The sequence below is a fragment of the Bradyrhizobium sp. 186 genome, assembly GCF_023101685.1.
Taxonomy (GTDB): Bacteria; Pseudomonadota; Alphaproteobacteria; order Rhizobiales; family Xanthobacteraceae; genus Bradyrhizobium.
Window position 1 is genome coordinate 7142517 of the sequence record NZ_CP082164.1, and the last position, 15583, is coordinate 7158099.

The window sequence follows — 15583 nt, forward strand, 5'->3', positions numbered from 1 at the left end:
TATTCCAGAGACGGCAGTGATTGAGCCGAGAAGCCGCGGCGTACTGGATACCCCGCCTTCGCGGGGTATGACGTCGGATTTGTTGATGCGACTGTGATCGCCTCAATGAAAATCCCGCGACGGCGGCAGGATGCGGACGTTGCGGGGGTGGCGGATTTTTTGCGCGGGTGTATCGGCGTGGTCGCGGCGGTCGTCGTTGAGCGGCTCGATCAGGGCGGCGCCTGATGGCACCGGATGCTTGCGGCTCAGCGCATCATTGGCGAGGCCGATCAGATCGTGCGAGCGGTCGACCATGCGCTGGGCGATGAGATGTGTCACCTTTTCGGGGCTGCTTTGGATATAACCTTCGACCAGAATGAGGCGCGCGCCCATCACCTCTTTCCGGTACTGCTCCATGATCTTGGGCCACACCACGACATTGGCGATGCCGGTTTCGTCCTCCAGCGTCATGAACACGACGCCGCTGGCGCTGCCCGGCCGCTGCCGCACCAGCACCACGCCGGCGCAGCGGACGCGGCGCCGCTCGTTCTCATGACTAATGTCCTTGCAGGCGACGACACGCTCTCGCGAAAACATCTCGCGCAAAAATTCCATCGGGTGGCCTTTGAGTGAAAGCCGGATGGTCTGGTAGTCGGCGACCACCTGTTCGGCGCGCGGCATCACCGGCAACGGTTTTGCATGCTCGTCCGGCTGCTCGCGCGCGGTGGCCGCCTCGAACAACGGCAGCGGCACGTCGTCGGGCAGCCGCCGCACCTGCCACAGCGCCTCGCGGCGATCGAGCCCGAGCGAGCGGAACGCATCGGCGTCCGCGAGCAGGATCAGCGCGCGTTTGGGCAGGCCGGTGTCGCGGGCAAAGTCTTCCAGCGAGGTGAAGGGCCGGCGATTGCGGGCGGCGACGATGCGGTCGGCCCAGTCCTCCTTCACCTCCCCCGCTTGCGGAGGAGGCCGCATCGCATCGAAAGATGCGATGCGGGTGGGGGCTCTCTCCTCTTGGGGAGCGTGAATCGCGGAGGCACCCCCTCCCCAACCCTCCCCCGCAAGCGGGAGAGGGAGCGCAATCCCGTCGTGGCTCGCGCTTTGCGCGCCCCGGAATGACAACTGAATTTGCTTCAACCGCTCCTCATCCTGGTCCAGCCAGTGAAAGCCATCGATCTGGCGGAAGCCCAAGCGGACGGCGCAGTATTTGCCGTCACTCTCTTCCATCGTGTTCTGCGCGAAGCTAAAGGACACGTCGATGTCACGCACCTCGACGCCGTTCTTGCGGGCATCGCTGACGATTTGCGCCGGGGCGTAAAAGCCCATCGGCTGCGAATTCAGCAGACCGCAGCAAAACGCGTCGGGGTGGTAATGTTTCAGCCAAGAGGAGATGTAGACGAGCTGCGCGAAGCTCGCGGCATGGCTTTCCGGGAAGCCGTAGGAGCCAAAGCCCTTGATCTGGTCGAAACAGCTTCTGGCGAAGTCGGCATTGTAGCCGCGCGCAACCATGTTGCCGATCAGCTTGTCCTCGTATTTGCCGATGGTACCGACATTGCGGAAGGTTGCCATCGAGCGACGCAGGCCGTTGGCTTCCTCGGAGGTGAATTTTGCCGCCTCGATCGCGATGCGCATTGCCTGTTCCTGGAACAGGGGCACGCCCTTTGTCTTGTGCAGAACCTTGTAAAGCTCATCTGCGGGACCATGCTCGGGCGATGGCGAGGGATAGCTCACTTTCTCCTGGCCGTTCCGCCGCCGCAAATATGGATGCACCATGTCGCCCTGGATCGGCCCCGGACGCACGATCGCGACTTCGATCACGAGATCGTAGAACGTCCGCGGTTTCAGGCGCGGCAGCATGTTCATCTGCGCACGGCTTTCGACCTGAAATACGCCGAGAGATTCTCCCCGCTGTAGCATTTGATAAACTTCGTCGTCATCCTTCGATTTGATATCCGCAAGCTCGTAACGCTTGCCTTTGTGATCCGCGATCAAGTCAAAGCACTTGCGGATGCAGGTCAGCATGCCCAGCGCGAGCACGTCGACCTTCATCATGTTGAGCGCGTCGACATCGTCCTTGTCCCATTCGATGAAGGTGCGATCGTCCATCGCGGCGTTGCCGATCGGCACATAGCTGTCGAGCCGGTCCTGCGTGAGCACATAGCCGCCGACATGCTGCGAGAGATGGCGCGGGAATTCGATCAGCTCGGTCGCAAGCTCGACCGCAAGGTTGATCATGGGATTTTGCGGATCGAGGCCGGCCTGCTTGACCTGCATGTCGTTGAGGCCCTTGCCCCAGCTTCCCCAGACGGTGTCGGCGAGTGCGGCGGTGACGTCCTCGGTCAGGCCCAGCGCCTTGCCGACGTCGCGGATGGCGCTGCGCGGACGATAGTGGATGACGGTGGCGATGATCGCGGCGCGGTGACGGCCGTAGCGGCGATAGACATATTGCATCACCTCCTCGCGCCGCGAATGCTCGAAATCGACGTCGATATCCGGCGGCTCCAGCCGCTCCTTGGAGATGAAGCGCTCGAACAACAGATCGACCTGGGTCGGATCGACCGAGGTGATGCCGAGCACGTAGCAGACCGCTGAGTTCGCCGCCGATCCCCGCCCCTGGCACAAAATGTTCTGGCTGCGCGCGTAGTGCACGATGTCGTGCACGGTGAGGAAATAATGCGCGTATTTCAGCTCGGCGATCAGCGCGAGCTCTTTCTTGAGGGTAGCGCGAAGCTTGTCGTCGATGTTGCCGCCGAAATATTTTTGTACGCCTGCCCGGGTCAGGTCCTCCAGATGGCCTTGCGCCGTCTTGCCCGGCGGCACCGGCTCGTCCGGATACTGGTATTTGAGCTGGTCGAGCGAGAAGTCGATTTTGTCCGCAAAGCGCATCGTCTCCGCGACCGCCTCGGGAAAATCGCGGAACAGCCGCGACATTTCCCTGGGAGTCTTCAAGAACCGTTCGGCATTGGCCTCGAGCTTCCTGCCGACCGCCTCGATCGTGGTCTTTTCCCGGATGCAGGTCAGCACGTCCTGGAGGGGACGGCGTGCGGGATGGTGATAGAGCACCTCGTTGGTCGCGAGCAACGGCACCTTTGCCGTCGCCGCGAGATCATCAAGCCGCGCCAGGCGACGCCGGTCGTCGCCGCGATAGATCAGGCTCGCCGCGAGCCACACGCCTTCGGCGCGAGTCGCCTTCAGCCTCGCGAGAATGTCCTGCGCTTGCACGGCATCAAAATGATGCGGCAACGTCAGGACCAAAAGCTGGCCTTCCGAAAACGCCAGGAGATCGGTGAAGGTGAGATGGCACTCCCCCTTTTCGATCCGCGTGATGTCGTCGCCACGCTTGCCCATGGTGAGAAGCCGGCAGAGCCGGCCGTAGGCGGCGCGGTCACGCGGATAGACCAGGATGTCGGGCGTGCCGTCGATGAAGACGATGCGCGCGCCGATCAGGAGTTTTGGCTTGTGCAGCACCTCGGCATTGTCGAGTTCCTTGTAGGCGCGCACCACGCCGGCGAGCGTGTTGTGATCGGCGATGCCGATCGCGGGGATACCGAGGATGCTGGCCTGGTGCACATAGGCGCGCGGATCCGAGCCTCCGCGCAGGAAGGAAAAATTGGTGGTGATGCCGATCTCGGCATAGGCTGATGTCGTCATGCGAAGAGGCCGTGAACATACCAGTTGGCGGGAACGGGCTTGCCTTCCTCGTCGATGAGCTCGCTGTCGTAGAGACCGTCGCGAAAAATCCAGAAGCGCAGGCCTTCGGCATCCTCGACGCGAAAATAATCCCGCGTCAGTTGCCTGTCGTCCTGCCGCCACCATTCCATGGCGACGCGCTCGGGCCCTTCCACCCGCGCCACCGCATGCAGCGCGCGACGCCAGGTGAATTGATGCGGGGCTCCGTCCGGTACGGACGCGAACGGCACCTTGATCGGCTCCGGTCTGTCGAACATGCGCAAGGGCCGCAGCGGCGGTTCGCTCTCGACGCGCGTCGGCCATTCGGCCTGCATGGCGACAGCCAGGTGGTGCTGCGCTGATACGGCCAGCACTGCGCGCTCGGGGATATGGGTGTCCTGCGGCAGGTGCACGACAACGCGTTTGCCGCCGATGCGCGCGGCGATGCGGTCGATCAGCGCGGCGAGCTCGTCATTGTCGTGGACATGGGCATCGAGATCGCGCTGCTCCTGCACCACGATCTCGGTGCGGCTCGCCGACAGCCGCACCATGTCGAAGCCGAAGCCGGGATCCAGGGGATCGGCGAGCGCATCGAGGTGCTCGCGAAACAGGCGGTCGATGACCGCGCTTCGCGTCACCGGTCGCCCGGTCTCGACCATGATCGCGCGCACCGCGCCGTCGGTGCGGAAGAAGGCGGCCTCTAACCGTCGCGCGCCCTTGCCCTGTTTTTCCATGGAAGCGATCAACGTATCGGCGAGCCGCGACAGCGTCATCGCGATCATGGTGTCGGTCGCGATCGGCTCGGCAAAGCGTTTTTCCACGATGTAGTCGGGCAGCGGTTTTCGCGGCCTGATCGGCGCATCGCCCTGCCCCAGCGCATGCGCGAGCTGCGTGGAGAACCGCGCGCCGAAACGCGCCGTGATTTCGTGGGAGCTGCGGGAAGCGACATCGCCGATGGTTTTCAGGCCTGCCCGGCGCAGGCCGGTGGTGATGGCCTCGCCGGCACCGAGCGCGGACACCGGGAAGGCGCTGATCGCCTCCGTCTCCCCGCCATCGGCCACGATGGTGCTATGTGCCTGCCGCGTCAGCGTGCGCGCGCAGACCGAGGTGCCGGCGATCGCCGCGCTGACGGCAAAGCCCTGCCGGGCAAGCGCGCGGACCAGCGCCTGCAACAGCGCGGCTTCCCCGCCGAACAGATGCGCGCAGCCGGTGATATCCAGGAACAGCCCGTGCGGCGGATCGAGCGCGACCAGCGGGGTGAAGCGATCGCACCAGTCGGCGATGTCGCTGAGCGTTTTTGCATCGGCCGCGACATCGGCGTCGAAAACTTTCAGGTCCGGGCACATCGCCCGGGCATTGGCCAAGGGTTGGCCGATATGCAGGCCAAGACGCTCGGCAGCCTCATCCAGCGCATGGATCACCAGCGCATTGTTGTCCTTGGCGACGACGATGCTGGGCTCGTCTTTTTGTTTTGACGCGTTTTCTTCACGCGAACCGGCGTCCACTTCGCTTGAAAACGCTTTGCCCTTATCCAGCCCGACGTTGCTGAAGAAGCGCTGGATCCGATCGATGGGCAGGCGCGGCAGCCACAGGCTGAGGATACGCCGGCGATTCACTGAACTGGCACTCATCACATTTCCATTCCATGATCCACCGGCCACATGGGCCATGACGATTGCGAATGAGCTCGGCATCGAAGCGCGGCGCGCCCCAGACACTCCACATCGCCCCTGGCGGCGAATGCGCCGCACGCAGCATCCATCGTGTCTCCGCGGTCGACGGCAGCGGCTGCGCCGCCATGCGCAGCAGCAGGCCAGTTACGCCTGAAGACTGCGCGGCCAACGTCAGCTTGCGGCTCGCCACGAGATCGAACTGTCTGATTTCACCCCAGAGCTCGAGCACCACGGCACCCAGCGCATCGCAAGCGAGCGCATCGGCCGAAGTGCGCAGCGCACTCTCCACGTCGGCGGCGCGCACCATCACCACACGGCGCGGATCAAGCCCAAGCTCGGCAAGCCCGTGCATCGACAGCGCGCCTGTTTCCATGTCCAAAAAATCCTGCCGCACCCACAGCAGCGGTTTGCGTGCCGTCACGCGGCCCGCAAGTCCCGTGACAAAACCCGTCGCGGCCGCGCCCTGGCGGCCCTCGCAAAACACCTCATGGATCGCCGCGCGCGCAAGCCCGCCCTTCAGCGCGCTGTCGACCTCGCCATGGCCAAGCGCGACGCGATCGCGCTGGTGCACGACCTCCGCCGTCTCGATGCGCTCGATCTGGCCGCGCAAGGTCGCAAGCGCGCTGATGCGTGCGCCGCTCATACTCGCCGCTCCTTCAGGGATGGATGCCGTGGCTCTCGAAGATAACCAACGGCTGGCTCATTTGTTCATGATATGTTCTAATATAAAGCTAACGGGCGCATGAGAGTCAATCGAATTGGCGCCTCCACAGATTCATGAACGGAATCAATAGGATTCAAGTGCCATGTACCTCATCACCCTCGACAGCGAGACCGACTTCGACGGCTGGCGCAAAGCTGCGCGCACGCTCGCGCTGCATCAGGTCGCGCCGGCGGACGTGACGTGGGGTGTGCAAGGCCAAACGCAGGACCGGATGCCGCCCGGCCTGTCGGAAGCGCCAAGCCTTCCGCCGATCGAGACCGAAACCACATTCAGCGTGCCGGCCAATTTCATCGAGCTCGCACGCATCGCGATCCTGCATCGCGACGACGAACGCTTTGCGCTCCTCTATCGCTTGCTGTGGCGGTTGAAGGCCGATCACGATCTTCTGGAAACGATGGCCGATCCCGACGTGGCGCAGGCTGCCGCAATGGCCGGCAGCGTGCAGCGCGACGCGCAACGGATGCGCGACATCGTCCGTTTCCGCGAGATCGGGCGCGAGCAGAAGGCGCATTACGCCACCTGGTTCGAGCCGGAGCACCACATCGTCGCTTTCACCGCGCCGTTTTTCGCCCGCCGCTTTGCCGACATGCCCTGGTCGATCCTCACGCCTGATATCTGCGCTCATTGGGACGGTCATGCGATCTCTTTCACGCCGGGGATCAGCCGGACGGAGAAGCCCGCGCCGGGCCGCCTGGAGGAAACCTGGCGTCGCCATTTCCAGCCGGACCGGATGCCGACGCCTGAAGCACCGAGGACGCGCCCGAGGAACCTCCAGGAAGCGTCGATACTTGGACCCCTGCTCGCTGATGCCGAACGCTGGACCGGCGGGCGGATTTCCCCGCGCCCGGAGGCTCCCGTGACACGCAAGACCACAGCCGGCGACGATCTCGAAAGGCTTCGGGAGGAAGCCGCCCACTGCCGCGCCTGCCACCTCTACAAGGACGCCACGCAGACCGTGTTCGGCGAAGGCCCGAAGTCCGCCAACATCATGCTGGTCGGCGAGCAACCCGGCGACAAGGAAGATCTCGCCGGCCATCCCTTCGTCGGCCCGGCCGGTCAGATGCTCGATCGGGCGCTGGAGGAGGCCGGCGTCGACCGCAAGAAGGTCTATGTCACCAACGCGGTGAAACACTTCAAATTCGTGCCGCGCGGCAAAATCCGCCTGCACCAGAAGCCGGCGACGCCCGAGATCCGGGCATGCCGACAGTGGTATGAGCGGGAAGTTTCGGCAATCCAGCCCGATCTCATCGTGGCGATGGGCGCGACCGCCGCACAAAGCGTGTTCGGCAAGATCACTCCGATCGGCAAAAACCGTGGCCGGCTGATCGATCTTCCCGACGGCCGCAAGGCGCTGGTGACGGTGCACCCGTCCTATCTGCTCCGGCTGCCGGATCCGAAGGCCAAGGTGTTGGAATATCAGCGCTTTGTCGAGGATCTGAAGATCGCCGCCACCTTGCAGAAGAAATCCGCGCGCGCCGCCTAAATGCTGGCGGCAAAACGCCTTTCAGGCGCCGCTTGTCATCCAGCCTTCAAATCCATCGCGGACAATAGCCCTTACAGAAAGTTAAGGGGCGTCCAGAGATGACCGACGTTGCATTCGACCGCGCGGTAGCCGATCCCGCGCCGATCCAGCCGGCCTCGCGGCCAAATCTCGACAAGGGATTCAACCCGCTGACGATGATCCTGTTCTTCGGCATCCTCGCCGCAGGCCTGCTGTTCGTCGCCTACAGCATCTATGTCGACGTCAACGCGACCGGCACGAAGGTGACGACCTTCCTGCCCTACCTCCTCTTGTTCGTCGCGCTGCTGATCGCGCTCGGCTTCGAATTCGTCAACGGCTTCCACGACACCGCCAATGCAGTAGCCACCGTGATCTACACCCACTCACTGCCGGCCGAAGTCGCCGTGATGTGGTCAGGCTTCTTCAACTTCCTCGGCGTGCTCGCGTCCTCCGGCGCGGTCGCCTTCGGCATCGTATCGCTGCTGCCGGTCGAGCTGATCCTCCAGGTCGGCTCCAGCGCCGGCTTCGCGATGGTGTTCGCACTGCTGATCGCCGCGATCCTGTGGAATCTCGGCACCTGGTTCTTCGGCCTGCCTGCCTCCTCCTCGCACACGCTGATCGGCTCGATCATCGGCGTCGGTATCGCCAACGCCGTCATGCGCGGCCGCGACGGCACCTCGGGCGTGGACTGGAGCAAGGCGACCGAGATCGGCTACGCGCTGCTGCTGTCGCCGCTGGTCGGCTTCATCTGCGCCGCCGTGCTGTTGCTGCTCCTCAAGTTCATCGTGCGCAACCCGGCACTCTATGCTGCGCCCGAAGGCAACAAGGCGCCGCCGCTCTGGATCCGTGGTCTGCTGATCGCGACCTGCACAGGCGTCAGCTTTGCGCACGGCTCGAACGACGGTCAGAAGGGCATGGGTCTGATCATGCTGATCCTGATCGGCACCGTGCCGACAGCCTACGCGCTCAACCGCGCGCTGCCGGAATCGCAAGTCGTCCAATTCCAGAAGACCTCGGACGCCGCCTCCAAGGTGATCGCGGCGAAGGGCGCCGGCCACAGCATCATCGGCGATCCCCGTCCGGCGGTGACGCAGTACATCGCGCTGCACCACATCAACGAGGGCACCTATCCCTCGCTCGCCGCGCTGGTGAAGGACGTCGGCGACCAGGTCGCCAAATACGGCTCACTGACCAAGGTACCCGCGGAAGCCGTCGGCAACACCCGCAACGACATGTACCTGACTTCGGAAGCCATCCGCTTCCTGATGAAGGACAAGGAAAACGATCTCAACAAGGACGAGGTCACGACCTTGAACGCCTACAAGGGCTCGCTCGATGCCGCCACCAAGTTCATCCCGACCTGGGTGAAGGTTGCGGTGGCGATCGCGCTCGGTCTCGGCACCATGATCGGCTGGAAGCGCATCGTGGTCACGGTCGGTGAGAAGATCGGCAAGACCCATCTCACCTATGCGCAGGGAGCGTCGGCCGAGCTCGTCGCCGCGGCAACGATCGGCGCCGCCGATGTGTTCGGCCTCCCGGTCTCGACCACGCATGTGCTGTCGTCCGGCGTCGCCGGTACCATGGCCGCCAACGGCTCCGGCCTGCAATGGTCGACCATCCGCAACCTGCTGATGGCCTGGGTGCTGACGCTGCCCTGCGCGATCGCGTTGTCGGCCACGCTCTACGTGATCTTCTCGCGCATCTTCTGAAGACGTCTCCTCTCCCTCCCCGTTCTTACGGGGAGAGGGTTGGGGTGAGGGGCTACTGCTGCGATCACGGTGGGAGACGGACTCGCGGAGAGTCCCCCTCACCCGGAATTCAAGCTGCGCTTGAATTCCGACCTTTCCCCGCAAGCGGGGCGAGGTAAATGACGATCCGAGCCTACGACGCCGCGAGCGATTCCTCGACCAGCTTGACCCAGTAAGACGTGCCGAAGACGATCGCCTCGTCGTCGAAATTGTAGGCGGGGTGATGCAGGCCGGCGCTGTCGCCGTTGCCGCAGAAGATGAAGGCGCCGGGGCGCGCTTCCAGCATGTAGGCAAAATCCTCGCCGCCCATCAGCGGCGGCATCTCGTGCACGTTGGCGTCGCCCGCGACCTGCTTGGCGATGCGCCGCGCCACCTCGGTCTCCGCCGCGTGATTGTTCACGACAGGATAATTGCGCTTGTAGTGCAGATCGATCTTTGCACCCGTGATCTGCGCCACGCCCGCCACCACTTCGCGCACGCGCTTCTCGACGAGCTTGCGCACCTCTGGCGACAGCGTGCGGATAGTGCCCTTCAGTTCTGCCGTCTGCGGGATGACGTTGCGGGCATTGCCGGCGTGAAACTCGCAGATCGAGATGACGGCCGATTCCAAGGGATCGACGCTGCGCGCGACGATCGACTGCAACGCCGTGATCAGCTGCGCGCCGACCAGCACGGAATCGACGCATTTATGCGGACGCGCGGCGTGTCCGCCGAGGCCCTCGATCTTGATGTCGACCTCGTCGGTCGCCGCCATGATCGGGCCCGACCGGATCGCGAACGAGCCGATCGGAATGCCGGGACCGTTGTGCATGCCATAGACCTGCTCGATGCCGAAGCGCTCCATCAGGCCGTCCTTGACCATGGCCGCACCGCCGGCGCCGCCCTCCTCGGCGGGCTGGAAGATCACCACCGCATCGCCGGCGAAGTTGCGGGTCTCTGCGAGGTAGCGCGCGGCGCCCAGCAGCATCGCGGTGTGGCCGTCATGGCCGCAGGCGTGCATCTTGCCCGGATTCTTGGAGGCGTAAGGCAGGTTGGTCTGCTCCTCGACAGGCAGCGCGTCCATGTCGGCGCGCAGGCCAATGGTCTTGAGGCCCTCGCCAGCCGGTCTGTTGCCCTTGATCACGCCGACCACGCCGGTCTGGCCGAGGCCCGTCACGACCTCATCGCAACCGAACTCGCGCAAGCGGTCCGCGACAAATGCTGCGGTGCGGTGAACATCGTACAGCAGCTCGGGATGCTGGTGGATATCCCGCCGCCAGGCCTGGATGTCGGGTTGAAGGTCGGCGACGCGGTTCACGATGGGCATGGAGGATCTCAAGCTTTGTTGGGAATGCAGGACTGTCTACCATGCAAGCGCCAGTCCACCCAACTGCCCCGGACAGGGGGTCTAGCCTTGCCCGCCCAGCATAGCCGGGCTTGTCCCGGTCCGCCGCGTCTGCCTATTAGGACGGAACGTTAAGTGACCATCCGGGTGGATCAGAATGCCAAGGCGGCTCGAAGGTGAGTTTGACTATATCGTGGTCGGGGCCGGCACGGCGGGCTGCATCGTCGCCAACCGGTTGTCGGCCGATCCCAAGAACCGCGTCCTGATCCTCGAGGCCGGCGGCGACGACAACTGGATCTGGTTCCACATCCCGGTCGGCTATCTCTTCGCGATCGGCAATCCGCGCTCGGACTGGATGTTCAAGACCGAGGCCGAGCCCGGTCTCAACGGCCGCTCGCTCGCCTATCCCCGCGGCAAGGTGATCGGCGGCTCTTCGGCGATCAACGCCATGATTTCGATGCGCGGACAGTCCGCCGATTACGACCATTGGCGCCAGCTCGGGATGACCGGCTGGGGCTATGACGACGTGTTGCCGCTGTTCAAGCGGCTGGAAGACCACTTTCTCGGCGCGAGCGAGCATCACGGCGCGGGCGGCGGCTGGCGCATCGAGGCGCCGCGGCTGTCATGGACCGTTCTCGACGCCGTCGGCGACGCCGCCGAGGAGATGGGCATCAAGCGCATTCCGGATTTCAACACCGGCGACAACGAAGGCACGAGCTATTTCCACGTCAACCAGAAGCGCGGCCGGCGCTGGTCGTCGGCGCGCGGCTTCCTCAAGCCCGCACTGAACCGCCAAAATCTGCGGCTCGAGAAGCACGTGCTGGTCGATCGTCTCATCATCGAGCAGGGCCGCGCCGTCGGCGTGCGCTTCATCCAGAACGGCGAGATCGTCGAGGCGCGCGCCAAGCGCGAGGTGATCCTCTCGGCAGGCTCGATCGGCTCGGTCCAGGTGCTGCATCGTTCCGGCATCGGACCCGCCAACTGGCTGTCGCCGCTCGGCATCGACATCGTCATGGACAAGCCCGGCGTCGGTCGCAATCTCCAGGACCATCTCCAGCAGCGCGCGATCTACAAGGTCGAGGGCGTCCGCACGCTGAACGAGACCTATTACAATCTGGTCCGCCGCGGCCTGATGGGGCTCGACTACGCCTTCCGCCGCCGCGGTCCGCTGACCATGGCACCGTCGCAGCTCGGCATCTTCACGCGCTCCGATGCGACGCGCGCCCGCGCCAACATCCAGTTCCACGTGCAGCCACTGTCGCTCGACAAGTTTGGCGATCCCCTGCACCGCTTCCCTGCCATCACCGTGAGCGCATGCAATCTCCAGCCGACCTCGCGTGGCACCGTGCGGCTACGCTCGGCGGCGATCGAAGAGAAGCCGATCATCGCGCCAAACTATCTGTCGACCGACGACGACCGCCAGGTTGGCGCCGACGCCATTCGCACCACCCGCCGCCTGATGCAGCAGAAGGCGCTCGCCAAATATCGGCCGAGCGAATATTTGCCCGGCCCCTCCGTCGGCGATGACGATGCCTCGCTTGCGAAGGCCGCCGGCGACATCGGCACCACCATCTTCCATCCCGTCGGCACCGCGAAGATGGGCGCGGCGAATGATCCGATGGCGGTCGTCGACGAGCGCCTGCGCTTCTACGGGTTAGACAATCTGCGTATTGTCGATGCTTCGATCATGCCGACCATCACCTCGGGCAACACCAACACACCGACCGCGATGATCGCCGAGAAAGGCGCGACGATGATTCTGGAGGATGCGAAGTCGTAGCGAGACCTTTCCTCACGAAAACGTCATCATCCTCTCGCGAATAAACTCGCCCCTCGCCCAATCACCTCCCCGAAGCCCAATTCCGGGCGAGAGGAGCTGCGCGATGAGCGGACACGATCACGGCGAAGACGGCGTCAGCCGCCGCAAGGTGCTGGAATGCATGACCTGGGCCGGTACCGGGGTGCTCTGGACCATCACGGGCGGGGTGCCGCGCTCGCTCGGCATCATCGATTCCGCGCAGGCCGCGACCGCGCCCGGCATGACCTTCCTTCAGATCAGCGACAGCCATGTTGGTTTCGACAAGCCGGCCAATCCCAATGCGCTGGGCACGCTGGAGGAAGCCGTCAACAAGATCAACGCGATGCCGGCCAAGCCGTCGTTCATGATCCACACCGGCGACATCACCCATCTGTCCAAGGCCGCCGAATTCGACAATGCCGAGCGCATCATCTCGCAGAGCAAGCTCGACGTGCACTACGTGCCCGGCGAGCATGACTTCCTCGACGAGGAGGTGAAGTTCTATCGCGACCGCTACGGCCGCGGCACCAAGGGCCAGGGCTGGTATTCCTTCGACGCCGGCGGCGTGCACTTCATCGGCCTCGTCAACGTCGTCGACCTCAAGGCCGGCGGCCTCGGCAATCTCGGCGCCGAGCAGCTCGCCTGGCTCGAGGACGATCTCCGCGGCAAATCGAAATCCACACCAATCGTGCTGTTCGCCCACATCCCGCTTTGGACCGTCTATCCGGAATGGGGCTGGGGCACCGAGGACGGCGGCCGCGCGCTTGAATACGTCAAGGGCTTTGGCTCGGTCACCGTGCTGAACGGCCACATCCATCAGGTGATGCAGAAGGTCGAGGGCAACGTCACCTTCCACACCGCGCGCTCGACCGCCTTCCCGCAGCCGGCGCCGGGAGCCGCCTCCTCACCCGGACCGATGAAGGTCGAGGACGCAAAACTGCGCTCCATGCTCGGCGTTGCCAGCATCAACTTCAAGCAGAACGAGCAGCGGCTCGCGATCATCGACACGCCGATCCAGGGTTGATCCAGGGCTAATCCGAGGCTGAACGGAAGTTGACAATGAAGACACTCAATCGCCGCGACTTCGGTGTCGCCGTGGCCGCGGCCATCCTGCTGCCCGTCACAAACGCCCGCGCCGACGACATGGAGGTGCATATCGACAATTTCGTCTTCCAGCCGGCCGAGCTCAAGATCAAGGCCGGCGCCACTGTGACCTGGACCAACCGGGACGACATCCCCCACACCGTCGTGGCGGCCGGCAAGTTCAGGTCCAAGACCCTGGACACCGACGACAAGTTCTCCTTCACCTTCACCAATGCGGGCGACTACAAATATTTTTGTTCGCTGCACCCGCACATGACGGGGATGATCAAGGTTGAGTAACGTCTCAAACCAAGGCATCTCTGTCTTGCCCGGCCGGCGGTCCCACGCTGGCCGGGCTCGCGCATCTTCAGCCGTATCCAGGGAAGAAACGAAACAAGAGGCAAAGCGAGAGGCGATGCCCGTCAGCGATGATTTCCAGAAGGCGCAGCGTTTCCGCGAGGCCGCCCTGCCCCATCTCGACGACGTCTACACGCTCGCGCGCTATCTGCTGCGCGATGCCTCCGACGCCGAGGATGCGGTGCAGGAGTGCTATCTGCGCGCGCTGAAGCATTTTGACAGCTATCGCGGCCCAGCGATGAAGCCGTGGCTGTTCGCGATCCTGCGCAATGTCTGCAACGCCGAATATGCACGGCGTGCGCATTCGCATGCCGCAATGGAGGACAAACCCGGCACCGCCGAGCAGACGCCGATATGGCAGGAGACCGAGGCGAGCCCGGAGACGGAAGTGCTGCGCAGCCGCGATGCCGGCGCCATTCGCAAGCTGATCGACGCACTCGCCGAACCGTTCAAGGAGACATTCGTGCTGCGGGAGATCAGTAACCTGTCCTATCGCGAAATCGCCGAGGCCGTCGGCGCCCCCGTCGGCACCGTGATGTCCCGCCTCGCGCGCGCCCGCGCCATGCTGCGCACGGCCTGGATGGCGGAAGAGGAGCATTCGAAATGACCTGCGACGAAGCAAAAATGCTGCTTCACGCGCTGCTCGACAACGAGCTCGATGCCGGCCACGCGCGCGAGATCGAAGCGCATATCGCAAGCTGCCCGGCCTGCGCCGCGGAGTTCGCGACACAACGCGAGATGCAGCGCGTGCTCGCCGATACCAACCTGCGCTACACCGCGCCGGCCAGCCTGCGCTCCCGGATCGAGGCATCGCTGCCGCAACCGCAGCGCCAGCCGACCCGCCGCTCCGTGCTGCGCGGCTTTGCGATGGGCTCGGCCGTCTCCGCACTCGCCGCCTCCGGGGTCGTCGCCATCGTGCTGCGCCAGGATGATCAGCAGCGCATTTTGTCGGAGGTCGTCTCCGCCCACCTGCGCTCGCTTCAGGCCGGTCACCTCACCGACGTGATCTCGACCGACCAGCACACGGTGAAGCCGTGGTTCAACGGCAAGCTCGACGTCGCCCCGCCCGTGATCGACCTCACTGCGCAGGGGTTTACGCTGGTCGGCGGCAGGCTCGACTATATCGACGCCCGCGCCATTGGCGCAGTGGTCTACCGGCGGCGGCAGCACGTCATCAACCTGTTCGTGGCGCAGACCGCCAGCATCGAGCATCGGCCGCCGAAGACGCAGACCATGCAGGGCTTCAACTGCCGCCGCTGGGGCAATCGCGGCCTGAACTTCTGGGCCGTCAGCGACATCGGCGCCGACGAGCTCGCCGAGTTCGTCGACAAGTTCGAGGCGGCGATGAAGGGGAATGTGGAGGGGTAGCCCTCAAGGTGTATCATTTATTGATACGCCTGGCCTTGAACAATGTATCAGACAATGATACATTGCTTGAGTGATCAGGACCTTCCGGGACAGGACGACTGAGGCGGTCTTTGACGGCGAAAGTCCTAAGGGCTTTCCAGCCGATCTGGTGAAGGTTGCGCGCCGGAAATTGCGCTATCTGCACGCGGCGGGCGAACTTGGCGACCTAAGGGCGCCACCCGGCAACCGTCTTGAGGCCCTGGCAGGCGATCGCAAGGGACAGCACTCGATCAGGATCAACGATCAGTTCCGAGTGTGCTTCGTCTGGACAGCGCAGGGCCCCGCCGAGGTCGAGATTGTGGACTATCACTAGGAGACGCGAC

The 15583-nt window shown here is 64.2% G+C and carries 12 protein-coding genes; 8 read left to right on the forward strand and 4 right to left on the reverse strand.

The window, feature by feature from the left end; genetic code table 11:
- Window positions 1-102: 102 nt before the first annotated feature.
- The 3 genes from IVB18_RS34595 to IVB18_RS34605 are packed head-to-tail and all read right to left on the reverse strand — an operon-like array spanning window position 103 to window position 5961.
- A complete protein-coding gene (locus IVB18_RS34595) occupies window positions 103-3627 on the reverse strand; it encodes an error-prone DNA polymerase (protein ID WP_247984779.1) in 3525 nt (1174 codons plus the stop codon).
- Entirely contained in the window at window positions 3624-5276 is a 1653-nt protein-coding gene (locus tag IVB18_RS34600; protein ID WP_247984780.1) for a DNA polymerase Y family protein, read from the reverse strand. Before IVB18_RS34600 ends, IVB18_RS34595 begins: the two co-directional genes overlap by 4 nt.
- Window positions 5173-5961 carry a DNA repair protein gene (locus IVB18_RS34605; RefSeq protein ID WP_247984781.1) on the reverse strand — a complete coding sequence of 263 codons (789 nt, stop codon included), beginning with the start codon at window positions 5959-5961 and terminating at the stop codon, window positions 5173-5175. The genes IVB18_RS34600 and IVB18_RS34605 overlap by 104 nt, the downstream gene beginning before the upstream one ends.
- Before the next feature lie 163 nt (window positions 5962-6124).
- On the opposite strand from IVB18_RS34605, the gene IVB18_RS34610 reads away from it, so the two are divergent.
- Both IVB18_RS34610 and IVB18_RS34615 read left to right on the forward strand, forming a co-directional pair.
- Window positions 6125-7525: a UdgX family uracil-DNA binding protein gene (locus IVB18_RS34610; RefSeq protein WP_247984782.1), complete on the forward strand. Its 1401-nt coding sequence runs from the start codon at window positions 6125-6127 to the stop codon at window positions 7523-7525.
- Window positions 7526-7623: 98 nt separating this feature from the next.
- A complete protein-coding gene (locus tag IVB18_RS34615; RefSeq protein ID WP_247984783.1) occupies window positions 7624-9252 on the forward strand; it encodes an inorganic phosphate transporter in 1629 nt (542 codons plus the stop codon).
- 172 nt (window positions 9253-9424) lie between these two features.
- Here IVB18_RS34615 and IVB18_RS34620 read toward each other — a convergent pair whose 3' ends face one another.
- Window positions 9425-10597 carry a M20 aminoacylase family protein gene (locus IVB18_RS34620; RefSeq protein ID WP_247984784.1) on the reverse strand — a complete coding sequence of 391 codons (1173 nt, stop codon included), beginning with the start codon at window positions 10595-10597 and terminating at the stop codon, window positions 9425-9427.
- 175 nt (window positions 10598-10772) lie between these two features.
- On the opposite strand from IVB18_RS34620, the gene IVB18_RS34625 reads away from it, so the two are divergent.
- The 6 genes from IVB18_RS34625 to IVB18_RS34650 all read left to right on the forward strand — a co-directional run bounded on the left by IVB18_RS34625 (window position 10773) and on the right by IVB18_RS34650 (window position 15573).
- The gene (locus tag IVB18_RS34625; RefSeq protein WP_247984785.1) at window positions 10773-12395 is read left to right on the forward strand and encodes a GMC family oxidoreductase N-terminal domain-containing protein; all 1623 of its coding nucleotides are present in this window, start codon (window positions 10773-10775) and stop codon (window positions 12393-12395) included.
- A gap of 103 nt (window positions 12396-12498) precedes the next feature.
- The gene (locus IVB18_RS34630) at window positions 12499-13437 is read left to right on the forward strand and encodes a metallophosphoesterase (protein ID WP_247984786.1); all 939 of its coding nucleotides are present in this window, start codon (window positions 12499-12501) and stop codon (window positions 13435-13437) included.
- Between the two features lie 35 nt (window positions 13438-13472).
- Complete coding sequence (locus IVB18_RS34635; RefSeq protein WP_247984787.1) at window positions 13473-13796, forward strand: cupredoxin family copper-binding protein; 324 nt, start codon at window positions 13473-13475, stop codon at window positions 13794-13796.
- A gap of 115 nt (window positions 13797-13911) precedes the next feature.
- Window positions 13912-14460, forward strand: coding sequence for a sigma-70 family RNA polymerase sigma factor (locus tag IVB18_RS34640; RefSeq protein ID WP_247984788.1), 549 nt, complete (start codon window positions 13912-13914; stop codon window positions 14458-14460).
- The gene (locus tag IVB18_RS34645) at window positions 14457-15221 is read left to right on the forward strand and encodes an anti-sigma factor (RefSeq protein ID WP_247984789.1); all 765 of its coding nucleotides are present in this window, start codon (window positions 14457-14459) and stop codon (window positions 15219-15221) included. The genes IVB18_RS34640 and IVB18_RS34645 overlap by 4 nt, the downstream gene beginning before the upstream one ends.
- A 70-nt stretch (window positions 15222-15291) precedes the next feature.
- Window positions 15292-15573: a type II toxin-antitoxin system RelE/ParE family toxin gene (locus IVB18_RS34650; RefSeq protein ID WP_247984790.1), complete on the forward strand. Its 282-nt coding sequence runs from the start codon at window positions 15292-15294 to the stop codon at window positions 15571-15573.
- Window positions 15574-15583: the final 10 nt, after the last annotated feature.

What these genes read in the sequence shown, in the direction of transcription:
- IVB18_RS34595 (WP_247984779.1), bottom strand. Translation starts at nt 3,627, where the DNA reads ATGACGACATCAGCCTATGCCGAGATCGGCATCACCACCAATTTTTCC.
- IVB18_RS34600 (WP_247984780.1), bottom strand. Translation starts at nt 5,276, where the DNA reads ATGAGTGCCAGTTCAGTGAATCGCCGGCGTATCCTCAGCCTGTGGCTG.
- IVB18_RS34605 (WP_247984781.1), bottom strand. Translation starts at nt 5,961, where the DNA reads ATGAGCGGCGCACGCATCAGCGCGCTTGCGACCTTGCGCGGCCAGATC.
- IVB18_RS34610 (WP_247984782.1), top strand. Translation starts at nt 6,125, where the DNA reads ATGTACCTCATCACCCTCGACAGCGAGACCGACTTCGACGGCTGGCGC.
- IVB18_RS34615 (WP_247984783.1), top strand. Translation starts at nt 7,624, where the DNA reads ATGACCGACGTTGCATTCGACCGCGCGGTAGCCGATCCCGCGCCGATC.
- IVB18_RS34620 (WP_247984784.1), bottom strand. Translation starts at nt 10,597, where the DNA reads ATGCCCATCGTGAACCGCGTCGCCGACCTTCAACCCGACATCCAGGCC.
- IVB18_RS34625 (WP_247984785.1), top strand. Translation starts at nt 10,773, where the DNA reads ATGCCAAGGCGGCTCGAAGGTGAGTTTGACTATATCGTGGTCGGGGCC.
- IVB18_RS34630 (WP_247984786.1), top strand. Translation starts at nt 12,499, where the DNA reads ATGAGCGGACACGATCACGGCGAAGACGGCGTCAGCCGCCGCAAGGTG.
- IVB18_RS34635 (WP_247984787.1), top strand. Translation starts at nt 13,473, where the DNA reads ATGAAGACACTCAATCGCCGCGACTTCGGTGTCGCCGTGGCCGCGGCC.
- IVB18_RS34640 (WP_247984788.1), top strand. Translation starts at nt 13,912, where the DNA reads ATGCCCGTCAGCGATGATTTCCAGAAGGCGCAGCGTTTCCGCGAGGCC.
- IVB18_RS34645 (WP_247984789.1), top strand. Translation starts at nt 14,457, where the DNA reads ATGACCTGCGACGAAGCAAAAATGCTGCTTCACGCGCTGCTCGACAAC.